Source organism: Pseudarthrobacter niigatensis (genome assembly GCF_030812615.1).
Classification (GTDB): domain Bacteria; phylum Actinomycetota; class Actinomycetes; order Actinomycetales; family Micrococcaceae; genus Arthrobacter; species Arthrobacter niigatensis.
Window position 1 is genome coordinate 151,045 of sequence record NZ_JAUSTB010000006.1, and the last position, 20,395, is coordinate 171,439.

22 protein-coding genes are annotated in these 20,395 nt (G+C 67.0%); 12 read left to right on the forward strand and 10 right to left on the reverse strand.

Annotated features, from left to right (window positions below; all coding sequences use genetic code 11):
* Positions 1–18: 18 nt before the first annotated feature.
* Complete coding sequence (locus J2T23_RS11090) at positions 19–1,209, forward strand: acyl-CoA dehydrogenase family protein (protein ID WP_307359929.1); 1,191 nt, start codon at positions 19–21, stop codon at positions 1,207–1,209.
* A 66-nt stretch (positions 1,210–1,275) separates the two neighbouring features.
* Here J2T23_RS11090 and J2T23_RS11095 read toward each other — a convergent pair whose 3' ends face one another.
* Entirely contained in the window at positions 1,276–1,860 is a 585-nt protein-coding gene (locus tag J2T23_RS11095) for a M23 family metallopeptidase (protein WP_141181136.1), read from the reverse strand.
* Positions 1,861–2,306: 446 nt separating this feature from the next.
* Here J2T23_RS11095 and rpsB point away from each other — a divergent pair, with 446 nt between their 5' ends.
* The 6 genes from rpsB (at position 2,307) to J2T23_RS11125 (ending at position 7,351) form a co-directional block, all read left to right on the forward strand.
* Positions 2,307–3,170, forward strand: a complete 864-nt coding sequence (rpsB, locus tag J2T23_RS11100) for a 30S ribosomal protein S2 (protein WP_141161029.1) — start codon at positions 2,307–2,309, stop codon at positions 3,168–3,170.
* A gap of 129 nt (positions 3,171–3,299) precedes the next feature.
* Positions 3,300–4,136, forward strand: a complete 837-nt coding sequence (gene tsf, locus J2T23_RS11105) for a translation elongation factor Ts (RefSeq protein ID WP_307359931.1) — start codon at positions 3,300–3,302, stop codon at positions 4,134–4,136.
* Between the two features lie 150 nt (positions 4,137–4,286).
* Positions 4,287–5,024, forward strand: a complete 738-nt coding sequence (pyrH, locus tag J2T23_RS11110; protein ID WP_141161027.1) for a UMP kinase — start codon at positions 4,287–4,289, stop codon at positions 5,022–5,024.
* A gap of 129 nt (positions 5,025–5,153) precedes the next feature.
* Entirely contained in the window at positions 5,154–5,711 is a 558-nt protein-coding gene (frr, locus tag J2T23_RS11115) for a ribosome recycling factor (RefSeq protein WP_141161026.1), read from the forward strand.
* Complete coding sequence (locus J2T23_RS11120) at positions 5,711–6,631, forward strand: phosphatidate cytidylyltransferase (protein WP_307359935.1); 921 nt, start codon at positions 5,711–5,713, stop codon at positions 6,629–6,631. Before frr ends, J2T23_RS11120 begins: the two co-directional genes overlap by 1 nt.
* Positions 6,632–6,766: 135 nt before the next feature.
* A complete protein-coding gene (locus tag J2T23_RS11125) occupies positions 6,767–7,351 on the forward strand; it encodes a DivIVA domain-containing protein (RefSeq protein ID WP_141161640.1) in 585 nt (194 codons plus the stop codon).
* 22 nt (positions 7,352–7,373) lie between these two features.
* On the opposite strand, the gene J2T23_RS11130 is transcribed toward J2T23_RS11125, so the two are convergent.
* The 5 genes from J2T23_RS11130 to J2T23_RS11150 are packed head-to-tail and all read right to left on the reverse strand — an operon-like array spanning position 7,374 to position 11,854.
* Entirely contained in the window at positions 7,374–8,063 is a 690-nt protein-coding gene (locus J2T23_RS11130; protein ID WP_141181137.1) for a hypothetical protein, read from the reverse strand.
* 18 nt (positions 8,064–8,081) lie between these two features.
* The gene (locus J2T23_RS11135; protein WP_141161639.1) at positions 8,082–9,548 is read right to left on the reverse strand and encodes a sodium/solute symporter; all 1,467 of its coding nucleotides are present in this window, start codon (positions 9,546–9,548) and stop codon (positions 8,082–8,084) included.
* 7 nt (positions 9,549–9,555) lie between these two features.
* Positions 9,556–9,927: a DUF485 domain-containing protein gene (locus tag J2T23_RS11140; protein ID WP_141161023.1), complete on the reverse strand. Its 372-nt coding sequence runs from the start codon at positions 9,925–9,927 to the stop codon at positions 9,556–9,558.
* Entirely contained in the window at positions 9,924–10,640 is a 717-nt protein-coding gene (locus J2T23_RS11145) for a LytR/AlgR family response regulator transcription factor (RefSeq protein WP_141181138.1), read from the reverse strand. Before J2T23_RS11145 ends, J2T23_RS11140 begins: the two co-directional genes overlap by 4 nt.
* Positions 10,641–10,672: 32 nt before the next feature.
* Positions 10,673–11,854 (reverse strand): sensor histidine kinase, encoded by a 1,182-nt coding sequence (locus tag J2T23_RS11150; protein WP_307359941.1) that lies wholly within the window; start codon positions 11,852–11,854, stop codon positions 10,673–10,675.
* A 212-nt stretch (positions 11,855–12,066) separates the two neighbouring features.
* Here J2T23_RS11150 and J2T23_RS11155 point away from each other — a divergent pair, with 212 nt between their 5' ends.
* Both J2T23_RS11155 and J2T23_RS11160 read left to right on the forward strand, forming a co-directional pair.
* A complete protein-coding gene (locus J2T23_RS11155) occupies positions 12,067–12,447 on the forward strand; it encodes a DUF485 domain-containing protein (protein WP_307359943.1) in 381 nt (126 codons plus the stop codon).
* Positions 12,444–14,060 carry a monocarboxylic acid transporter gene (locus J2T23_RS11160; RefSeq protein ID WP_141161019.1) on the forward strand — a complete coding sequence of 539 codons (1,617 nt, stop codon included), beginning with the start codon at positions 12,444–12,446 and terminating at the stop codon, positions 14,058–14,060. The genes J2T23_RS11155 and J2T23_RS11160 overlap by 4 nt, the downstream gene beginning before the upstream one ends.
* Before the next feature lie 137 nt (positions 14,061–14,197).
* Here J2T23_RS11160 and J2T23_RS11165 read toward each other — a convergent pair whose 3' ends face one another.
* The 4 genes from J2T23_RS11165 to J2T23_RS11180 form a co-directional block, all read right to left on the reverse strand.
* On the reverse strand, positions 14,198–14,818 hold the full coding sequence (locus J2T23_RS11165; RefSeq protein ID WP_307359944.1) for a hypothetical protein: 621 nt from the start codon (positions 14,816–14,818) through the stop codon (positions 14,198–14,200).
* Between the two features lie 16 nt (positions 14,819–14,834).
* Positions 14,835–15,239 carry a DUF4383 domain-containing protein gene (locus tag J2T23_RS11170; protein WP_141161017.1) on the reverse strand — a complete coding sequence of 135 codons (405 nt, stop codon included), beginning with the start codon at positions 15,237–15,239 and terminating at the stop codon, positions 14,835–14,837.
* A gap of 146 nt (positions 15,240–15,385) precedes the next feature.
* Positions 15,386–15,967, reverse strand: coding sequence for a hypothetical protein (locus J2T23_RS11175; protein WP_307359949.1), 582 nt, complete (start codon positions 15,965–15,967; stop codon positions 15,386–15,388).
* Positions 15,968–16,101: 134 nt separating this feature from the next.
* Positions 16,102–16,575, reverse strand: coding sequence for an Lrp/AsnC family transcriptional regulator (locus J2T23_RS11180; RefSeq protein ID WP_141161016.1), 474 nt, complete (start codon positions 16,573–16,575; stop codon positions 16,102–16,104).
* A gap of 193 nt (positions 16,576–16,768) precedes the next feature.
* Between J2T23_RS11180 and pdhA the strand changes: the two genes are divergently transcribed.
* Genes pdhA through J2T23_RS11195 form a run of 3 tightly spaced genes read left to right on the forward strand, consistent with a single transcriptional unit; the run spans position 16,769 to position 20,351 of the window.
* Positions 16,769–17,938: a pyruvate dehydrogenase (acetyl-transferring) E1 component subunit alpha gene (pdhA, locus tag J2T23_RS11185; protein ID WP_307359951.1), complete on the forward strand. Its 1,170-nt coding sequence runs from the start codon at positions 16,769–16,771 to the stop codon at positions 17,936–17,938.
* The gene (locus J2T23_RS11190; RefSeq protein WP_307359954.1) at positions 17,938–18,948 is read left to right on the forward strand and encodes an alpha-ketoacid dehydrogenase subunit beta; all 1,011 of its coding nucleotides are present in this window, start codon (positions 17,938–17,940) and stop codon (positions 18,946–18,948) included. Before pdhA ends, J2T23_RS11190 begins: the two co-directional genes overlap by 1 nt.
* The gene (locus J2T23_RS11195) at positions 18,945–20,351 is read left to right on the forward strand and encodes a dihydrolipoamide acetyltransferase family protein (protein ID WP_307359958.1); all 1,407 of its coding nucleotides are present in this window, start codon (positions 18,945–18,947) and stop codon (positions 20,349–20,351) included. Before J2T23_RS11190 ends, J2T23_RS11195 begins: the two co-directional genes overlap by 4 nt.
* Positions 20,352–20,395: the final 44 nt, after the last annotated feature.

Genomic DNA, 20,395 nt, shown 5'->3' on the forward strand with positions numbered 1-20,395 from the left:
TCACCCAAGAAGGTAACAATGGCCACCTCCACAGCCGACTTTCCCGAGCTTCCCTACGCCGACGGCGACTTCTTCGCGTTCGAGCAGCTTCTCTCCGGCAAGGAGCAGGACCGGCTCGCCGAAGTCCGCGAGTTCCTGGACCGCGAGGTCAAGCCCATTGCCGTGGACTGCTGGAACCGCGGAGAGTTCCCCATGGACCTGGTGCCGAAGCTTGCCGGGCTGGACCTGGTCAGCCCGGTCCGGCGGCAGGGGTACTCCAACCTCTTCGCCGGCATGCTGCACGCCGAAACCACCCGGGCCGACGCCTCCATCGCCACCTTCCTGGGGGTGCACGACGGGCTCTTCACCGGGTCCATCGAGTTGCTGGCGTCCCAGGAACAGAAAGATGAATGGCTCCCCGACATCTACGCACTGAAGAAGATCGGCGCGTTCGGCCTGACCGAGCCGCTTGGAGGCAGTGACGTGGCCGGCGGAACGCGCACCACAGCGCGCAGGGACGGCGGCAACTGGATCCTTAACGGCGCAAAGCGGTGGATCGGCAACGCTACCTTCTCCGATTGGGTGGTGGTGTACGCCCGCGACGTGGCGGACAACCAGGTCAAGGGCTTCCTGGTGGACACCACGCTGGCCGGATACAGCGCAACAAAGATCGAGAACAAGATTTCCCTCCGGACTGTCCAGAATGCCGACATCGTCCTGCACGACGTGGTGGTCCCGGATCACTTCAAGCTCGCCAATGCCAACAGCTTCCGCGACGTCAACAAGGTACTCAAGGTCACCCGCCTGTCGGTTGCCTGGCAGGCCGTGGGGCTCCAGATGGCCGCCTTCGATGTTGCCCGGCGCTACGCCGTGGAGCGCCGGCAGTTCGGCCGTCCACTGGCCTCCTTCCAGCTCATCCAGGACCAGCTGGTCCGGATCCTGGGCAATACCGTCAGCTCCATGGGCATGATGGTCCGGCTGTCGCAGCTGGAGGATGCCGGGGAGGCCAAGGATGAGCAGTCAGCGCTGGCCAAGGCCTTCGCCACCGACCGCATGCGGGAGAGCGTGGCGCTGGGCCGCAGCATCCTCGGCGGAAACGGCATCGTGACCGACTACGGGATGGCCAAGATCTTCGCCGACGCCGAAGCCATCTACTCCTACGAGGGCACGGCCGAGATCAACACCCTGGTGACGGGCCGCGCCATCACCGGCATCTCGGCCATCGTCTAGGCGGGACGCTCCCACGGGCAGTTGCCCGATCGGCTGATGCTCCGGGTCCATGCCTGCGTTTAGTGGTCATGGTCCACCCGCGAGTGGCAGCAAAATGGATGGCCGCAGGTCCAGGACGAACTGCAGGGGATTGACGTAGTCCCCACCGTCCCGGACTCCCCAATGGAGGCACTGCGCCGGCGGGCAGTGCCCCGGCAGTACAGTGCCAATCACCTGGCCCGCAGCCACGGCGGCGCCCTGCGGCAGCGTGCTTTCCACCGGTTCGAAACTGCTGCGCAGGCCCCCGCCATGGTCGATGGTGATCACTGGCCGGTCTACCACCACGCCGGCGAAGCTGACCGTTCCCGCGGCCGGGGCGTGGACCTCGGTGCCGGCCCCGGCAGTGCCGAGATCCACGCCCCGGTGTCCGCTGAGCCACGGTTTCGGTGGGGGATCAAATCCGCGGAGTACCTCGGGCCGCGGAGCCAGCGGCCACTGCCAGGACGCCCGGGCACCTGGCCGGGCCGCCGTCGTCGGCATCCCTGCCTGGCCCGGACCCGCTGCCCGGGCCGTGGCGCCGGTGGTGATCGGTGCGAGCGGGACGCCGGTGCCCACGGAGGCGACGGAGGCCGGCAGCAGGAGGATTGCCGCCAGCAGGACTGGTGTCTTCATGCGACCAGAATGCCCGCCCTGGCCCGCAGGCGGCAGGGCGGAATCCGGCTATGTGGACAACGGTCCGTTCAGCGCGCAGTGTCCGGCGGCAGGGGCCGCCTGTAGTACACTTGGTGGAGCAGTTTGCTGCGCCCTCAACGCTTTCCGTCCCAGTGGTCCACCCCCGCGGTGCACCGCCCTGTCCGGACGGCGTCGGCACATCTCATTCAGGAGTGTGGGGGAGCGGCGGCTGACTACGCGCATCCGGCCTTCCGGCAGACAACGCTCCGGCGTTGTCCACGGAGGACCGCGCTTCCTGCGGTCAGGCCTTGGTCCTGATGGGAAGGGCGGTGGATGCCAGGAGCACGGCCCGCCCGGGCCACGCTGATCAACCGTCAACTATTGGCAGGGTAAGAAGCCTCCGGGTTTTCTCATGAATGACCTGCCGGAAAATAAGGAGCGCCGGAATGCCCGTCGTAACCATGCGCCAGCTGCTTGACAGCGGCGTCCACTTTGGACACCAGACCCGCCGTTGGAACCCGAAGATGAAGCGCTTCATCTTCACCGAGCGCAACGGCATCTACATCATCGACCTGCAGCAGTCGCTGTCCTACATCGACCGCGCCTACGAGTTCGTCAAGGCCACCGTTGCCCACGGCGGCACCGTGCTCTTCGTCGGCACCAAGAAGCAGGCCCAGGAAGCAATTGCCGAGCAGGCAACCCGCGTGGGCCAGCCCTACGTCAACCAGCGTTGGCTCGGCGGTATGCTGACCAACTTCCAGACGGTTGCCAAGCGTATCCAGCGCATGAAGGAACTCGAAGAGATCGACTTCGACGACGTCGCCGGTTCCGCCTACACCAAGAAGGAACTCCTGCTCCTCAAGCGCGAGCTGACCAAGCTGGAGTCCAACCTCGGCGGTATCCGCAACCTGACCAAGGCTCCGTCCCTGCTGTGGGTTGTTGACACCAAGAAGGAACACCTCGCCGTTGACGAGGCCAAGAAGCTGAACATCCCGGTTGTGGCCATCCTGGACACCAACTGCGATCCGGACGAAGTCGACTTCCCGATCCCGGGCAACGACGACGCCATCCGCTCCGTGAACCTGCTGACCCGCGTTGTTGCCGACGCCGTTGCCGAGGGCCTGATCGCCCGCAACAACCGCGGCACTGGCGCTGCTGAAGCTCCGGAAGAGCCGCTGGCCGAGTGGGAGCGCGAGCTCCTCGAAGGCAGCAAGGCAGAAGCCGCTGCAGCTCCGGCAGAGAACGCTGAAGCTCCGGCAGCCGAGGAAGCCCCGGCAGCTGCCGAGGCTCCCGCCGAAGACGCCAAGTAGTCACGCAAAAAAACCGGATTCTCCGCGCTGTCCGCAGCCGGAGCTGCTGACAGGATGGCAGCCCACCTCCGTGGGCTGCCGTCCTGTCGGTCCGTACACCACCACACATTTCTAGACAGAGGGGTTCACATGGCGAACTACACTGCCGCGGACATCAAGGCCCTGCGCGAGCGCACCGGCGCCGGCATGATGGACGTCAAGAAGGCTCTTGACGAAGCCAACGGTGACGCCGAAAAGGCCATCGAGATCATCCGCATCAAGGGCCTCAAGGGCGCTACCAAGCGCGAAGGCCGCTCCACCGCCGAAGGCCTCGTGGCCGCCAAGGTCAGCAACGGCGTCGGCGTCATGATCGAGGTCAACTGCGAGACCGACTTCGTCGCCAAGGCTGACAAGTTCATCCAGCTGGCCGACAAGGTCCTGGCTGTCGCTGTCGAGTCCGGCGCTGCCGACCTCGAAACCCTGCTGGCCACCGACGTTGACGGCAAGCCGCTCTCCGAGGTTGTCGTCGAAGAAGGCGCCATCCTGGGCGAGAAGGTCGTCGTCCGCCGCATCTCCCGCGTTGAGGGTGCGACGGTTGACGCCTACCTGCACAAGACCTCCAAGGACCTCCCGGCCCAGGTCGGCGTGCTGTTCGCCGTCGACGGTGAAGGCGAAGCCGCCACCGCCGCCGCCCACGACGTCGCCGTGCACATTGCCGCCATGGCCCCGAACTACCTCACCCGTGAGGACGTTCCGGCCGAGCTCGTCGAGTCCGAGCGCCGCATCGCCGAAGAGACCGCCAAGGCCGAGGGCAAGCCTGAAGCTGCCCTCACCAAGATTGTGGAAGGCCGCGTAACCGGCTTCTACAAGGGCGAGGTCCTGGTTGACCAGGCATTCGCCAAGGACGCGAAGAAGTCCGTGGCACAGGTCCTCGAAGAGGCCGGTGTCAAGGGAATCGCGTTCACGCGCTTCCGCGTCGGCTCCTAGTCGAAACTGCAAGGGGGTGGCCACTTCGGTGGCCGCCCCTTTTGCATGCGCCCAAACGGACGCAGCAACAGTCCGCTTGGACCACTGCCGGTTCCGACCACCGGAGCCGGCAGGATACCCTTTTTTCAGAGTCACCAACGGGAAGGCATCATGGAAGCCGTCAACACTGTCACGCATTCGGAGAAGAACCGGCGGCGGGTCCTCCTGAAGCTCTCCGGAGAGGTCTTCGGCGGCGGGAAGCTCGGTGTCGATCCCGAGACCGTCCGCAACGTCGCCAAGCAGATTGCCGCAGCCGTTCCCGAAGTGGAAGTGGCCATTGTGGTGGGCGGCGGAAACTTCTTCCGTGGCGCCGAACTGTCCCAGAGCGGCATGGACCGGTCCCGTGCCGACTACATGGGCATGCTGGGAACGGTCATGAACTGCCTGGCCCTGCAGGACTTCCTGGAGCAGGCGGGCGTCGAAACCCGAGTCCAGAGTGCCATCACCATGGGCCAGGTGGCCGAGGCCTACATCCCGCGCCGCGCCATCCGCCACATGGAAAAGGGCCGCGTGGTCATCTTCGGTGCAGGCGCAGGCCTGCCCTACTTCTCCACCGACACCGTGGCAGCCCAGCGTGCCCTGGAAGTCCACGCCGACGTGGTCCTTATGGCCAAGAGCGGGGTGGACGCTGTCTACACCGCCGACCCCAAGAAGGACCCCACCGCAGAACGGCTGGAAACGCTCAGCTACGACGACGCCCTCCGGCGCGACATCCGCGTCATGGACCAGACGGCCATGACCATGTGCAAGGACAACGACCTCTCCATGGTGGTTTTCGGCATGGAAGGTGAAGGCAACGTCACCCGCGCCATCCTTGGCGAAAAGCTGGGCACCCTGGTCACCGCCTAGCTGCGGCTAGGATGATTTCAGGACAGTTCCGTCCCCGCCCCACCGGGCGGGGACGGAAACGGCAACATAGAACCACGTGAGTGCAGGGAACCGGCTCCCCGGACTGCACCAGAACCGTCAGGAGAGACCGTGATCGAAGAAACCTTGCTCGAAGCCGAAGAAAAGATGGACAAGGCGGTAGAGGTAGCCAAGGAAGACTTCGCCGCCGTCCGCACCGGCCGCGCAAACCCCGGCCTCTACAACAAGGTCCTGGTGGACTACTACGGCTCGCCCACGCCGCTGCAGCAGCTGGCCTCGTTCGCCATCCCGGACGCCCGCACCATCCTCATCACTCCGTTCGACAAGACCGCCATGCGGGACATCGAACGCGCCTTGAGCGATTCCGAGGTCGGTGCCAACCCGTCCAACGACGGCAACGTCATCAGGATCACCATCCCTGAGCTGACCAAGGAACGCCGCAAGGAATACGTGAAGATCGTCAAGACCAAGGGCGAGGACGCCAAGATCTCCATCCGCAACATCCGCCGCAAAGCCAAGGAAACCCTTGACCGCCTGGTCAAGGACGGCGAGGCCGGCGAGGACGAAGGCAACCGCGCCGAAAAAGAACTGGACAGCCTCACCAAGGCCCACGTGGACGGCATCGACGAGCTGCTCAAGCGCAAGGAAGCAGAGCTGCTCGAAGTCTGATGGGCCAGGCAGATCAGGCCCCCGCACCACGGGCGCGCACACGGGGGAAGCAGCCCAGGAGCAACCCGACGCCAAAGGCCGGGCGGAACCTGCCGGCCGCCGTCGTGGTGGGCCTGTCCATGCTCATCGCCGTGCTGGGCGGCCTGCTGTTCGTCCCGCTGGCCTTCGTAGCCATCGTCACGGCCTTCGCGGTCTTTGGCGTATGGGAGATCTATCGGGCGCTGGAGGCCAACGGCACCAGGATGCCCATTGTGCCGGTCATGACCGGCACACTGGCCATGCCGTTCGCCGCCTATTTTGGCGGCATCGAGAGCCAGCTGTTCGCCCTGCTGCTCAGTGCAGTGGCCGTGCTGTTGTGGCGGTCGATCGAAAGTGCCGCCGGCTCGGCCAACAGCATCTTCGCCGGCGTGTTCACGCTGGGGTGGGTCCCGTTCTTCATCAGCTTCGCGGCACTGCCGCTGCACGCGGCCGGCACCACCCCGCTGGGGCTGTGGCCCGGCGGCCTGGCCCCCCTCGGGGCGTGGGAGATCGCCGTCATGCTGCTGCTGGTGGTCTCCAACGACACCTTTGGCTACCTGGTGGGCGCATCCCTCGGGAAGCACCCGATGGCACCGAAGATCAGCCCCAAGAAGTCCTGGGAGGGCTTCGCAGGGTCGGTGGCGGGTGCCATGCTGATTGGCGTCCTGGCCGCCATCTTCGTACTGGACAAGCCGTGGTGGGTGGGTGCGGTCCTGGCCGTAGGAACCGTGGCAGCGTCCACCGCCGGCGACCTCGCCGAGTCCATGGTCAAGCGTGAGCTGGGAGTCAAGGACATGAGCAGCATCCTGCCCGGGCACGGTGGAGTGATGGACCGGCTGGACTCCATCGTTTTCGCCTCGCCGGTGGCCTTCATCCTGTACGGCATAGTGGCCGGCGCATAACCCCCTCCGGCGCATCACCCTTCCGGCGCCCAAAGCCGGAAATGACACACAACGGGGGACCCGCGGCCGCGCTGGTCCCGGCACCCTAAACTGGTGCGGAAGCACTACCGGCTGAAGAGCATTGAAGGAATCGAAGTGGCATTGGACATTCATCGGCAGATCCCTGCGTCCTTTGAGCGCGTGCAGCGCAGCGAGTACGGGTACAACGCCCGGCAGGTGGACCAATTCCTGCAGCGGGCACGGATCTCCCTGGAAACTCCCGAGTCAGCCACCGAGCCCGTCAACAGCGCCGACGTGCGGGCGGTGTCCTTCGACCCCGTCAAGGGCGGCTACTCCGCCGCCGTGGTGGACGCCGCACTGGACCGGCTCGAGGACGCGTTTGCCCGCCGGGAGCGTGACGAGCTGATCGCGGCGCAGGGGGAAGAGGCCTGGCTGCGGGAAATCGGCAGCCTGTCCGGCATCCTCCGCGGACGCCTGCACCGGCCCGACGGAGACCGCTTCCGCCGGCCCAGCAAAAACAGGGCGCGCAGCTACAACACCGACGACGTCGACAGGCTGTGCCGCGAACTCGTCGCCTACCTCGAACAGGACAAGCCGCTGAGCGTGGACAGTGTGCGCCGTGCAGTCTTCCGCCCGGCCGTCGGCCGGGAAGGCTACGAGGAATCGCAGGTGGACGCGTTCCTGGACCGCGTTGTCGAGCTGATGGCAGCCATCGACTGACGGGGCTGCTGCGGGAGGGGCCTCAGTCCCCGTCCGGCGGGGTGGGGGAGAGCGGCGTGAAGCGGCGCCACACCTCCTGGTAGCTCCGGTACCCGCGAACAGCGGACACTGCCAGGAATGCCAGTCCGCACAGCGCCCCGACGATGAGCCCGCCTGATGTCCCCGCCCCGGCCAGGGTGACCAACAACCCGGCAACGATGGCAATCAGGGCGGCGTTCGCCGTCGTCATGAAGATCATGCTGCTGCCCGCGACGTGGCTGAAGGAGCCGCGGTTGCCAAAGAAGTAGTAGGTCTGCCTTGAACCGGCCTCGTCGTCGTGGTACGCGGCCATCAGATAAGGCGCCACGCCCGGATCCAGGTCCACGTAGGCAGCACGCAGCCTGTTCATGGCCGTCACGTACATCAGGTCCTCGTGGGCCACGTTCATCACCCGGAGCTGGGTCAGCAGCCCGATCGCCGTGTCGATGAGCAGGACCACGACTGCCAGCAGGACGAATGCATCCGAAAAGCCGGTGGCCTGCCCTACCAGGGCCACGCTGACAATGCTGGCCGAGGTGAACGTCAGGAACATGCTGATGCGGGTCAGGACCTCGCCCTGGGCCGTACTGCGCGACGCCAGCAGGCCCCAGTGTTCCGTGGCGAGCAACTGGGCGCGCACGGAGGGAGGGACCCCGCTTTGCTGGTGGGAGGCACCGCCGTCCTCGATGGACATGGCGCTATTGTCCCCCGGTCACCGCTCCGTTGCCAGCGGCCGCTCCGGGGTGTGCAGCCGCGTCATGATGCGCGGCATGGTCCCGGGAATCCGGTGCGAAGTGGCCCGGGACACGATGACCGTCACGGCGAATGCGGCCGGGACGCTCCAGGCCGCAGGCTGCGCCAGCCAGGGCGGCGTCGGGCCGGATCCCGACAGTGCGCCGGCGATCATCGCCCCGCCGCACAGCACCCCGCCGGTCACCATGCCGGCAATGGCTCCGGCGTCGGTCAGGCCCCGCCACCAGATGCCGAGCAGCAACACGGGGCAGACCGTGGACGCCGTGAAGGCGAAGACCAGGCCCACACTGCCCGCCAGGGCCAGGGAGCCGGTCATGAAGGCAAAGCCAAGCGGGACGACGGCGGAGATGACGGCGGCGAGCCGGAACCCGCGGACGCTGCCGCCCAGGACATCCTGGCTGATGACCCCTGCCAGGGACACCACCAGGCCGGAGGTGGTGGACAGGAACGCTGCGAAGGCCCCGGCCACCACCAGGGCCGAGAGCAGGTCGCCCGCCACCCCGCCAATGAGTTCACCGGGCAGCCGCAGGACCATGGCGTCCGGCTGCCCGGAACGGGCAAGATCGGGGGCAAACATCCTGGCCACCAGCCCGAACGCCGTGGGGAAGAGATAGAACACGGACAGCAGTCCAAGGACGATCAGGGTGGTCCGCCGGGCCGAATGGCCGTCCGGATTGGTGTAGAACCGGACCAGCACGTGCGGCAGCCCCAGGGTGCCGAAGAGCAGCGCCACCAGCAGGGACACGTTCTGGTAGAGCCCCGCGGGTGCCGCGCCCGTGGGGTTCACCGCGGGAGCGGACTCGGGTTCGGCTCCCTGGCCGGCCAGCACGAAAATGATGAACAGGATGGGCACGGCCAGCGCCGTCAACTTAAGCCAGTACTGGAACGCCTGGACAAAGGTGATGGAGCGCATGCCGCCCGCCACCACCGTGAGGCATACCACCACCACGACGGCCAGCGAACCCACCCAGTTGGGCAGCCCTGTGGCGATATGGATGGTCAGGGCCGCACCGTGCAGCTGCGGCACGATGTACAGCCACCCCACCATCACCACCACCAGGCTGGTGACCCGGCGGACTGTCCGGGAGGCGAGCCTGGACTCGGTGAAGTCAGGGATGGTGTAGGCGCCGGACCGGCGCAGCGGGGCGGCGACGAAGAGCAGCAGCATGAGGTAGCCGGCGGTGTAGCCCACCGGGAACCACAGCGCGTCGGTCCCGGACACCAGGATCAGCCCGGCGACGCCAAGGAAGCTGGCCGCAGAGAGGTACTCGCCGCCGATCGCCGAGGCATTCCACCAGGGCCGCACGGTCCTGGACGCCACGTAGAAATCCCCGGTGGTGCGCGAGATGCGCAGCCCGTAGAACCCGATGATGGCCGTGGCGAGGGACACCACCGTGACGGCAGTGATGGCGATGCCGGCATTCACGGCCGCGTCACTGGTCCCCGGCCAGGTCCCGGTAGCGCGCCTCATTGCGCGCCGCGGTCCTGACATAGAGCCAGGCGCCCAACCCGATCACCGGGTAGATTCCCACGCCCAGCAGCAGCCAGCCGAACGGGATGCCGGCGATGGTGGTGTCCGCCAGGCCGGGAACCAGCACCAAAGTGAGCGGGAACGCCGCCAGGATCAGCAGGAAGCCGGCCGCCACCACCAGGGCCAGCCGCAGCTGGGACCTGATCAGCGACCGGACGAACACCTGGCCTACCTCGGAATCCTGCGCGGCTTCCCGCGACTCAAACGGACGCGGGGCACCATGGACAGCGGTGCGGGCAGCTGCGCTGGGGGCCGTAACCCGGACCCGGGTCATGTGTGCGGCCTGATCCTGGTTGCCTCCAGCTTCTCCCGCACAATGGGCAGGTGCCGCCGGCTGATGGGCAGCCCGGCGCCGGCCACCGTGACGCGCGGCCCGTCGGCGGCCAGCTTCATGGAGGACACGTGTTTGAGTGCCACCAGGTAGGAGCGGTGCGTGCGGATGAAGCCGGCGTCCGCCCATTGCTGTTCCAGGTCAGCCAGCGGCACCCGGATGAGGTAGCTTGCGTCGGCTGTGTGCAGCCGGGCGTAGTCGCCCTGGGCCTGCACATAGGTGACGTCGTCGCGCCGGATCATCCTGGTGGTCCCGCCTTGGTCCACCGTGATCATCTCCGGCGCCGCTCCGCCCTCCCGCAGCTCGCAGACCCGCCCAACCGAACGCGCGAGGCGCTCCGCACGCACCGGCTTGAGCAGGTAATCCACGGCGGCAAGTTCAAACGCGGCCAGGGCGTGGTCCTCGTCGGCGGTGACAAAAACTACCGCCGGCGGACTGCTGCTCCGTGCGATGGCGGCGGCGATGTCCAGGCCCGAGACCGCAGGCATGTGGATGTCCAGGAAAACAGCGTCGATGCTGCCGCCGGACAGGGCCGTGAGCGCCTCTGCGCCGGACGTGGCCCGCAGGACCTTGCCGATGCGCTCATCCCTGCCCAGCAGGAAGGCCAGCTCCTCAACGGCGGGCAGCTCATCATCAACGACGAGGACGTTTATCATTCTCCTAGGTTACGTCCAGCGGCAGGCCGGCCTTACGCATCATGCCCCGGCTGGGACTTCGGCACCCGCATGGTGATCAGCGTTCCCTCGCCCGGCGCCGTTTCCACCACCAGCCCGTGGTCGTTGCCGTACACCTGGCGCAGGCGCGCATCCACGTTCCGCAGCCCCACGTGGTCCCCGTCGGTATGGCCCGCCAGCACGGACCTCAGCTGCTCCGGATCCATCCCCACGCCGTCGTCCTCAATGGTGACTTCGGCGAACGCCCCCGCGTCCTCCGCCGTGATGGTGATGTGCCCCGGCCCCTCCTTGGCCTCGAGCCCGTGCCGGACGGCGTTTTCAACCAGCGGCTGCAGGCTGAGGAACGGAATGACGGTGCCCAGCACTTCCGGCGCTACCCGGAGGCTGACCTGGACGCGCTCGCCGAACCGGGCCCGCTCCAGGAGCAGGTAGCGGTCAATGCAGCGGAGCTCCTCGGCGAGGGTGGTGAAGTCGCCATGCCGCCGGAAGGAGTAGCGGGTGAAATCCGCGAACTCCACCACCAGCTCCCTGGCCCGTTCCGGATCGGTGTTGATGAAGGAGGCGATGGCGTTGAGCGAGTTGTAGATGAAGTGCGGGCTGATCTGGGCCCGCAGCGCCCGGACTTCCGCTTCCATCAGGAGCGTCCGGGAGGCGTCCAGCTCGGCGAGCTCCACCTGGACCGCCACCCAGTCGGCCACTTCCCCGGTTGCCCTGACCAGGCCTGCCCCGGCGGACGGTGCGAAGGCTGCCAGCGCGCCCACCACCCGGGTGCCGGCGCGTACCGGGGCGATGACGCCGGAAAGGTGGCCGCCGGTTCCCTCCGCGCCGGCGGAGAGCACTGCTGTCCGCCCGGAGGCCAGGACATCCGCTGCGAGTTCCATCAGGCGCGGCCGGATGTCCTCGGCACCCCCGTCCCAGGCCAGGACGCCGGAGGTGTCGGTGATCGCCAAGGCTTCGCAGGCGAGGAGGGTCCGCAGCTGGCGGCTGGCTTTCGCGGCGCCGGCGGGGTTCAGGCCGCGCCTGAGGTGCTGCCCGGCCTGGGAGGCGGCGTGGAGCGTGTGGTACGTGGCGCGCTCTGCGTCGGTGCCCAGCTCCCGGAAGGAGCGGAGCACCTTCAGGCCCACGCCGACGACGACGGCAATGGCCATGGCGATCACCGCAACGGCCGCGGCGGTAAGGAGGGGGGAGTCCGGCATGGTGCCCAGCGTAGCGCGGGTGCCGCTTGCCGCAGCATCGCAGCCGTTGAGCGACGGCGGGCGGCCAAGTGCTGGAACAGGGCCACTGCCGGGCGGCACAGTGATTGGTGTCACATCTGCGGTGCCCCCGCGTGGTGCTGCCGGCCAGGTACCTGTCCGGCAGTCCGGGGCCCTCCGCCCGGTGTGTTCCGGCAACTCAATGAGGAGGAACGATGGGTAATGATGCCCATACTCCGGACGCAGCGGCGTCCGTGGACTTCGAGCAGGTCCAGTCGACCGGGCAGTTCCAGGAATTGCGCAAGCGTCACCGCAGCTTTGTCTTCCCCATGGCAGTGGCCTTCCTGCTGTGGTACTTCGCCTACGTCCTGCTCGCGGACTATGCGGTGGGCTTCATGTCCACCAAGGTCTGGGGCAACATCAACGTCGGTCTGATCCTGGGCCTGCTCCAGTTCATCTCCACGTTCGCGATTACCGGCTGGTATGTGCACTACTCCAACAAGCGGCTGGACCCCATTGCCACGGAGATCAGGCACGAGATCGAGGGCCACGAATTCGACAAGAACCAAAACCGAGTGGGCGGAGCCAACAAATGATCGCAATTCCCGCTGCGGTGGATGTCGCCGCGCTCAAGGACACCACCCTGCTGAACATGGGCATCTTCGGCCTGTTCGTGGCCGTAACCATGGTGATCGTGCTGCGTGCCAGCAGGAACAACAAGACCGCCGCCGACTACTACGCCGCCGGGCGCTCGTTCACCGGCTCGCAGAACGGCACCGCCATCGCAGGCGACTACCTGTCCGCGGCATCCTTCCTGGGCATCACCGGCGCCATCGCCATCAACGGCTACGACGGCTTCATGTACTCAATCGGCTTCCTGGTCGCCTGGCTGGTGGCATTGCTGCTGGTGGCTGAGCTGTTGCGCAACACCGGCAAATTCACCATGGCGGACGTGCTGTCCTTCCGGCTCAAGCAGCGCCCGGTCCGGATCGCGGCCGCCATTTCCACCCTCGCGGTCTGCTTCTTCTACCTGCTGGCCCAGATGGCCGGCGCAGGAAGCCTCATCTCCCTCCTGCTGGGCATCAGCGACTGGGGCGGACAGGCCCTGGTAATCATCGTCGTCGGCGCCCTCATGATCATGTACGTCCTGATCGGCGGCATGAAGGGCACCACCTGGGTCCAGATCATCAAGGCCATGCTGCTGATCGCCGGCGCCGCCGTGATGACCCTCTGGGTCCTGGCCATTTACGGCTTCAACCTCTCGGCCCTGCTGGGCGGCGCCGTCGAAACCGCCAACAATCCCGCAGTCCTCAACCCGGGCCTGCAGTACGGGAAGACCGAAACCTCCAAGCTGGACTTCATGTCCCTGGGCCTGGCGCTGGTCCTGGGCACGGCAGCCCTCCCGCACGTGCTGATGCGCTTCTACACCGTGCCCACGGCCAAGGAAGCCCGCAAGTCCGTGGTCTGGTCCATCTGGCTGATCGGCCTGTTCTACCTGTTCACCCTGGTGCTGGGCTACGGCGCAGCTGCCCTGGTGGGCGCGGACACCATCAAATCCGCACCGGGCGGTGTCAACGCTGCCGCACCGCTGCTGGCCTTCCACCTTGGCGGGCCGCTGCTGCTCGGCTTCATCTCCGCGGTGGCGTTCGCCACCATCCTGGCGGTGGTGGCCGGCCTGACCATCACTGCCGCAGCATCCTTTGCGCATGACATCTACGCCAACGTCATCGCCAAGGGCAAGGCCGACGCCGCCACGGAAGTCCGGGTGGCCCGGCGCACCGTGGTGGTCATCGGCATCCTGGCCATCCTGGGCGGCATCTTCGCCAACGGCCAGAACGTGGCCTTCCTGGTGGCGCTGGCCTTTGCCGTCGCTGCGTCGGCGAACCTGCCCACCATCATCTACTCACTGTTCTGGCGGAAGTTCACCACCCAGGGCGCGGTGTGGAGCATGTATGGCGGCCTGGCTTCGGCCATCCTGCTCATCGTGTTCTCCCCGGTGGTTTCGGGACTGAAGACCTCGATGATCCCGGGTGCCAACTTCGCCCTCTTCCCGCTGAGCAACCCCGGCATCGTGTCCATCCCGCTGGCCTTCTTCCTGGGCTGGCTGGGCACCACCCTGGACAAGCGGCGGGAGGATCCTGCCAAGCAGGCAGAGATGGAGGTCCGCTCGCTGACCGGCATCGGTGCCGAAAAGGCTGTGGACCACTAAACCGGGCCACCCCTGAAACCGGGACCACAACAACCAGCGCCGCGACTGTTCCGGCGCAACGTGAAGAGCCTCCTGCCGCGGATGCGGCACGGAGGCTCTTTCGTTGGGACGGACCCGGTGTGTTTTCCGGTGGCCGATCAGGGATGGTGGTGGCCGCCCGGTGCCAGGTTCCCGTGTTCACCGTGTGGCACGGCGTACTGTCCCGCCGTCGAGGCGGCGAGGCCCGGCGTCGTAATGCCTGCCACCAGCACCGCCCCGGCGAACGCTGCCAGCAAGAGCCTGCCGGGGCGCATGCCGACCCCAGCTGGCTGCGGCGTCCCGTCCGCCGGGGTGTTGTGCCGCTGGAGCCACCCGAGCGAGGCGATGATCATCAGCGTCAGCAGCAGCGCCGAAAGCTGCGTCAGGCTGAGCCGGGAGGTGGCGGAGATGGGGAAGGCTATGGCGGCCACGTGGGTGGCGGCCGCACCGGCCAGGGCGTACCGCGCCCACCTGTTGCCGGCCAGCCGGTCCTTGGCCAGGAAGGCCACGGTCCCGGCCAGCAGCCCGGCGCCCCAGAGGCAGGCCGCCACGCCCGCAAGGAGCGCTGCCGGTCCAGAAGCGCCTCCTGCGAGGAAGCTGGAGGAGATGGCCAGGTTGACCGAGCCTGCGCCGAAGCCGGCGAACCCGGTGACCAGGCGGACCAGAGAGTCCGCCCGGGGCGCCGTGGACTGCACCACCACCGGGTGGGCGCGCGGTGCGGTGGGCCGGAGCGAAACCATGCCGGACCGTGCCATGCTAGGCGCGGGCAGCGGCCGGCGACTTGTCCAGGGACAGGCCCACGCCGAGGAGGAGCACGGCGCTGGCGAGGTGGAGGACGTTGTCGGCACCGTTCAGGGCGATGATGTTCAGCGGCGAATCCAGCAGGAACAGCCCCACGATGCCGACCAGGAGGTAGACGGCGCCGACGGCGGCGTTCACGGTGCGTGCGCTGTCAACCCCGCGGAGCCCGGCGAAGAGCAGTGCGGCGCCGATGGCCAGGTGGATCACGTTGTGCAGCGGGTTCACCTCGAAAATGATGAGGTTCGCGCCCTCGGTGGCCGCGAAACCGACCCCGGACGTAACGGCGAAGCCCAAGAGGCCCACCAGCAGGTAGACGGCTCCGAAAGCGGAGGCGACGAGGCGGTTGGGTGAATTTCGCATGACCCGAATCCTTCCTTCAGGGCGGGTGGATTGTCCCGCCGGATATGGCCCCCGGGTGGGGCCCTCGGAAGCGATTCGGATCATTGCCGGGGGCGGATGGGTGGAAAGGTCAGTACCCTTTCCATTTTTCCGCCGGCTGGACCTGCCTAGGCCGCGGGCCGAAGCTTGATGTTGGTCATCAGCAGCCTGTCAGTGCCCTGGAACCGGTAGGCGAGGTCCACTTTCTTGCCGGTGCAGCTGATCTGGCCCACCACCTCGGCCGATTTGACGCCGTTCTCGGTGGCCACTTTGAGGTCGGTGTAGGCGGGCTTGCAGGAACTGTCCATTTCCAGGCTCTGCACGCCGGAGATGAAAGCCTCCTTGGAAAGCTGCTTCTGCAAGGCAGGGTCGAGGTATTGGTCGTAGGCGCCCGAGGTATCGCCGGCAATCACCTTTTTGGTGAAATCGTCGGCCAGGCCCCGGGCCTGGTTGGTGGCACTGCCCACCACATTCACCAGGATCACGACGCCGAGGATCACCAGGAGCAGCACCCCGCCAATGCTCCCCAGGATGATCCATAGCCTCCTGCGGCTCCTCGGCGGTGGTGGTTCCCCCGGGAGGCCGAACGGCGCCGGCCGGGCCGGCATCGGGGGCAACCCCTGTGGGGTGAAGCCCTCTTGGCCCTGCCGGTACGGATCCTCGGGACTGCCCGGACCGTGGGAACTGCCCGGACCGTGGGAACTGCTCAAAGGGGGAGCCTTTCGTCGAACAGGCGCTGCGGCGCCGGCGAAGTGGCCGGACCCTCCCGGCCCGGCGCATGACTGGACCAGCCTATAACCCTGCCTGCCGGCGTCGTGCCGGTAGCTGCGTCCGGACGCTGCCGCTATCCGGCTTCGGAGCCCCGGTCCAGCAGCGGCTGCACCCGGAAGGGGATCAACTCGCCCATGGCAAGGGCCGTATCTGCCCGCTCCACGCCGTCGCAGGCCAGGATCTTGCCGTTGATGCGGAAAAGGTCCTCAGCGTCTTTGGCCACCACACGCAGCAGGAGGTCTGCCGAACCCGTCAGCCCGTAGCCTTCCAGGACCTCGGGGATGGCGGCGATTTCCTCCGCCAGCCGCCCGAGTTTCTGCTGCTGCACGTGGACCGAGATGAAGGCCATGAGCGGATAGCCCAGGGCTGCCGGGTTGAGGCGCCGCTCGAAGGACAGGAAGACGTGCTTCTTTTCCAGCTGGGCCATGCGCGCCTGGACGGTATTGCGGGACAGGCCCAGCTTCTGGGCGAGGGCCACCACGGTCCGGCGGGGGTCCTGCGCCAATGCCGCCAGCAGGCGGGTGTCAGTGCCATCCAAAGCTCGCATAATGCGCAACGCTAGCACGGTGGAGCGGAGCGCGACAGGGCACTTTGCTCAGAAATGGCGGCGGTGGTTGTACCTCCTGGCTGTTGTGAGTAGGGTCACAGTATCTGGGGCAATGACGCCCGGAAGGCCGGTGGCAGCCGGAGCCAAAAGCCCCAAAACCACAGGTCAACGACGTTCGAAGGTTGCGGCAATCGTGTCTACAGACCAAACGGGCCATAGCGGCGCAAGTACCCCCGAAAGCGCAGGAAATCCTGGTGCAGCCGGGCCGGAGTTCCTCCAGCTGATCACCCCGGCCGGTGAGCGGATCAGCCACCCGGAGTTCGATTTCTGGGTCAGGGACATCACGGATGACCAACTGTGCTCCCTCTTCGAGGACATGACCGTCATCCGGCGGATCGATGTTGAGGCCACGGCGCTGCAGCGCCAGGGTGAGCTTGCCCTCTGGCCGCCACTCCTGGGGCAGGAAGCAGCCCAGATCGGCTCCGGGCGGTCACTGCGCGCCGACGATTTCGTGTTCTCCAGCTACCGGGAGAACGGCGTGGCCTACTGCCGCGGCGTGGACCTGACGGACCTCCTGCGGGTCTGGCGCGGCAACGCCTCCGGCGGCTGGGATCCCTACAGCATCAACATGGCCACCCCGCAGATCATCATCGGTGCCCAGACCCTGCACGCCACGGGCTACGCCATGGGCATCCAGAACGACGGTGCCGACGCCGTGGCCGTCACCTACTTTGGCGACGGTGCCACCAGCGAGGGCGACGTCAACGAGGCCATGGTGTTCGCGGCCAGCTTCCAGGTCCCGGTGGTGTTCTTCTGCACCAATAACCACTGGGCCATCTCCGAGCCCGTGCGCCTGCAGTCGCACATCCAGCTCGCGGACCGGGCCGCCGGATTCGGCATTCCCAGCCTCCGGGTGGACGGCAATGACGTCCTGGCGGTCATGGCTGCCACACGGCTGGCCCTGGACCGGGCGCGCCGCGGCGGCGGCCCCACCTTCATCGAGGCCGTCACCTACCGCATGGGCCCACACACCACCGCCGATGATCCCACCCGTTACCGTGACGCCAACGAGCTCGAGGACTGGGCCGCCAAGGACCCCATTTCCCGGCTGGCCGGCCTGCTGGAGCGGAAGGGGCTGCTGACCGGGGAACTGCAGCAGCAGGTCAAGGACAAAGCCGACACCGTCGCAGCGCAGATGCGCCGTGGATGCACCACCATGCCGGAGCCCCAGCCCATGGACATCTTCAAGCACGTTTACAGCACGCCCAATTCCTGGCTGGAACGCCAGCAGGACCACTATGCAAGGTATTTGGCCTCCTTCGGTGATCCCGCAGGAGCCGTTCAAGAAGAAGGTGTCCGCTGATGACCCAGTTGACCTTTGCCCGTGCCATTAACGCCGGGCTCCGGAAGTCCCTTGAAAACGACTCCAAGGTGGTTCTCCTCGGGGAAGACATTGGCGCCCTGGGCGGCGTCTTCCGGGTGACGGACGGGCTGCAGAAGGACTTCGGCACCCACCGGGTAGTGGACACGCCCCTGGCGGAGTCCGCCATCGTGGGAACCGCCGTCGGCCTGGCCTATCGCGGCTACCGGCCCGTGGTGGAAATCCAGTTCGACGGGTTTATCTACCCCGCGTTCGACCAGATCGTCAGCCAGGTGGCCAAGCTGCACTACCGCACCCGGGGGGCAGTCAAGATGCCCATCACCATCAGGGTCCCGTTCGGCGGCGGCATCGGCTCGCCCGAGCACCATTCCGAGTCCCCGGAAGCGTATTTCACGCATACCTCCGGGCTGCGCGTGGTCACTGTTGCCAACCCGCAGGACGCCTATACCGTCATCCAGCAGGCCATCGCCTGTGATGATCCCGTCCTGTACTTCGAGCCCAAGCGCCGCTACCACGACAAAGGCGAGGTGGACGAGGGCACCGATCCTGCCTCGGCCCTGCCCATGGACAAGGCGCGGGTGTTGACCAACGGCAGTGACGTCACGCTGGTGGCCTACGGGCCGCTGGTCAAGACCGCCCTGGATGCCGCATCCGCGGCAGCGGACGAGGGCATCTCCATTGAAGTCATCGACCTGCGCTCGCTGGCGCCTGTGGACTACGAACCCGTGGTGGCGTCCGTGCGGAAGACCGGGCGCCTGGTGGTCACGCACGAGGCAGGGCAGTCCGGCGGGCTCGGCGCGGAAGTGGCGGCCAGCATCACCGAGCGGTGCTTCTACCACCTCGAGGCGGCCCCGGTACGCGTCACGGGCTTCGACATTCCCTATCCGTACTCCAAGTTGGAAATGCATCACCTGCCGGGCCTGGACCGTATCCTGGACGGCGTGGACCGCGCCTTGGGACGTCCCAATTCCCTGAGTGGACTGGAAGGATGAGCGCCACCATGATCAAGGAATTCCGTCTCCCGGACCTGGGCGAGGGACTCACAGAATCCGAAATCCTTAGCTGGAAAGTGGACGTTGGCGACACCGTCAGCCTGAACCAGGTCATCGCCGAAGTGGAAACCGCCAAGGCCGTGGTGGAGCTTCCCTCGCCGTTCGCCGGGGTCATCAAGGAACTTCACGAACAGCCCGGTTCCGTCGTGGAGGTGGGCAAGCCGATTGTCTCCTTTGAGGTGGCGGACGACGCCGGCGCCCCACCTTCGGCGCCGTCCGGCGCCGCGGGCGCGGGGTCCGGGGAGACCGTGGCGGAGACGCCGAAACGGGAACCTAACCTCGTGGGGTACGGGGCCGTCGTTGAAGGTTCCGGCCGCCCCATGCGCCGGGCGCGGACGTTTGCCCCAGTGGTTGGGCCTGCCGAACCCAAGCATTCGGTGGTTGGGCCTGCCGAACCCAAGCCTGTCGCAACCGGTCCTGCTGAAACGCCGCCCGCTGAGACCGGGCGAGCCGAGCGTCCCCGGTCCACGCCTCCTGTCCGCAAGCTGGCCAAGGACCTGGGGCTGGACCTCGCGCAGGTTCCGGGGACCGGTCCCGGCGGACTGATCACGCGGGAGGACGTGCAGGAGTTTTCCGGCCACGCCGCGGAACCTGTCCCGCAGCAGCGGCGGGAATCGTCTTCAGATGGAGCCGGGACGGGGGAGCGGGAAACCCGGACGCCCATCAAGGGGGTGCGTAAGCACACCGCTGCCGCCATGGTGCAGAGCGCCTTCACCGCGCCCCATGCCACGGAGTTCCTGACCGTGGACGTCACACCGAGCCTTGATCTCCTGGCCAAGCTCAAGACCAGCAGGGAATTCTCCGGAATCAAGCTGACCCCGTTGACGCTGGCCGCCAAAGCCGTACTGATCGCCCTGGGGCGGAATCCGGCGCTGAACTCCCGCTGGGACGAAGAAAACCAGGAGATCGTCACCTTCAACTACGTGAACCTGGGCATCGCCGCCGCCACACCGCGCGGGCTAATGGTTCCCAATATCAAGGACGCCCACGCCCTGCCTTTCCCGCGGCTGGCGCAGGAGCTCACGGCGCTCGCCGACGCCGCACGGGCGGGCAAGACCACGCCGGCTGACCTGTCCGGCGGCACAATCTCCATCACCAATATCGGCGTCTTCGGCATCGACGCCGGTACCCCTATCCTCAACCCCGGGGAGGCAGCGATCCTTGGCCTCGGAGCGGTCCGGACCATGCCATGGGAATACCGGGGCGAGGTGGCGCTGCGCCAGGTGGTCACGCTGAGCCTGTCCTTCGACCACCGCCTGGTGGATGGGGAGCAGGGTTCCCGGTTCCTGGCGGACGTGGGAGCCATCCTGGCCGAACCCGGCATGGTACTCACCATGGTCTAGCGGTGTCCGCACCACCGGCCCCGGCCCGCACAAGCGGTGCTGCC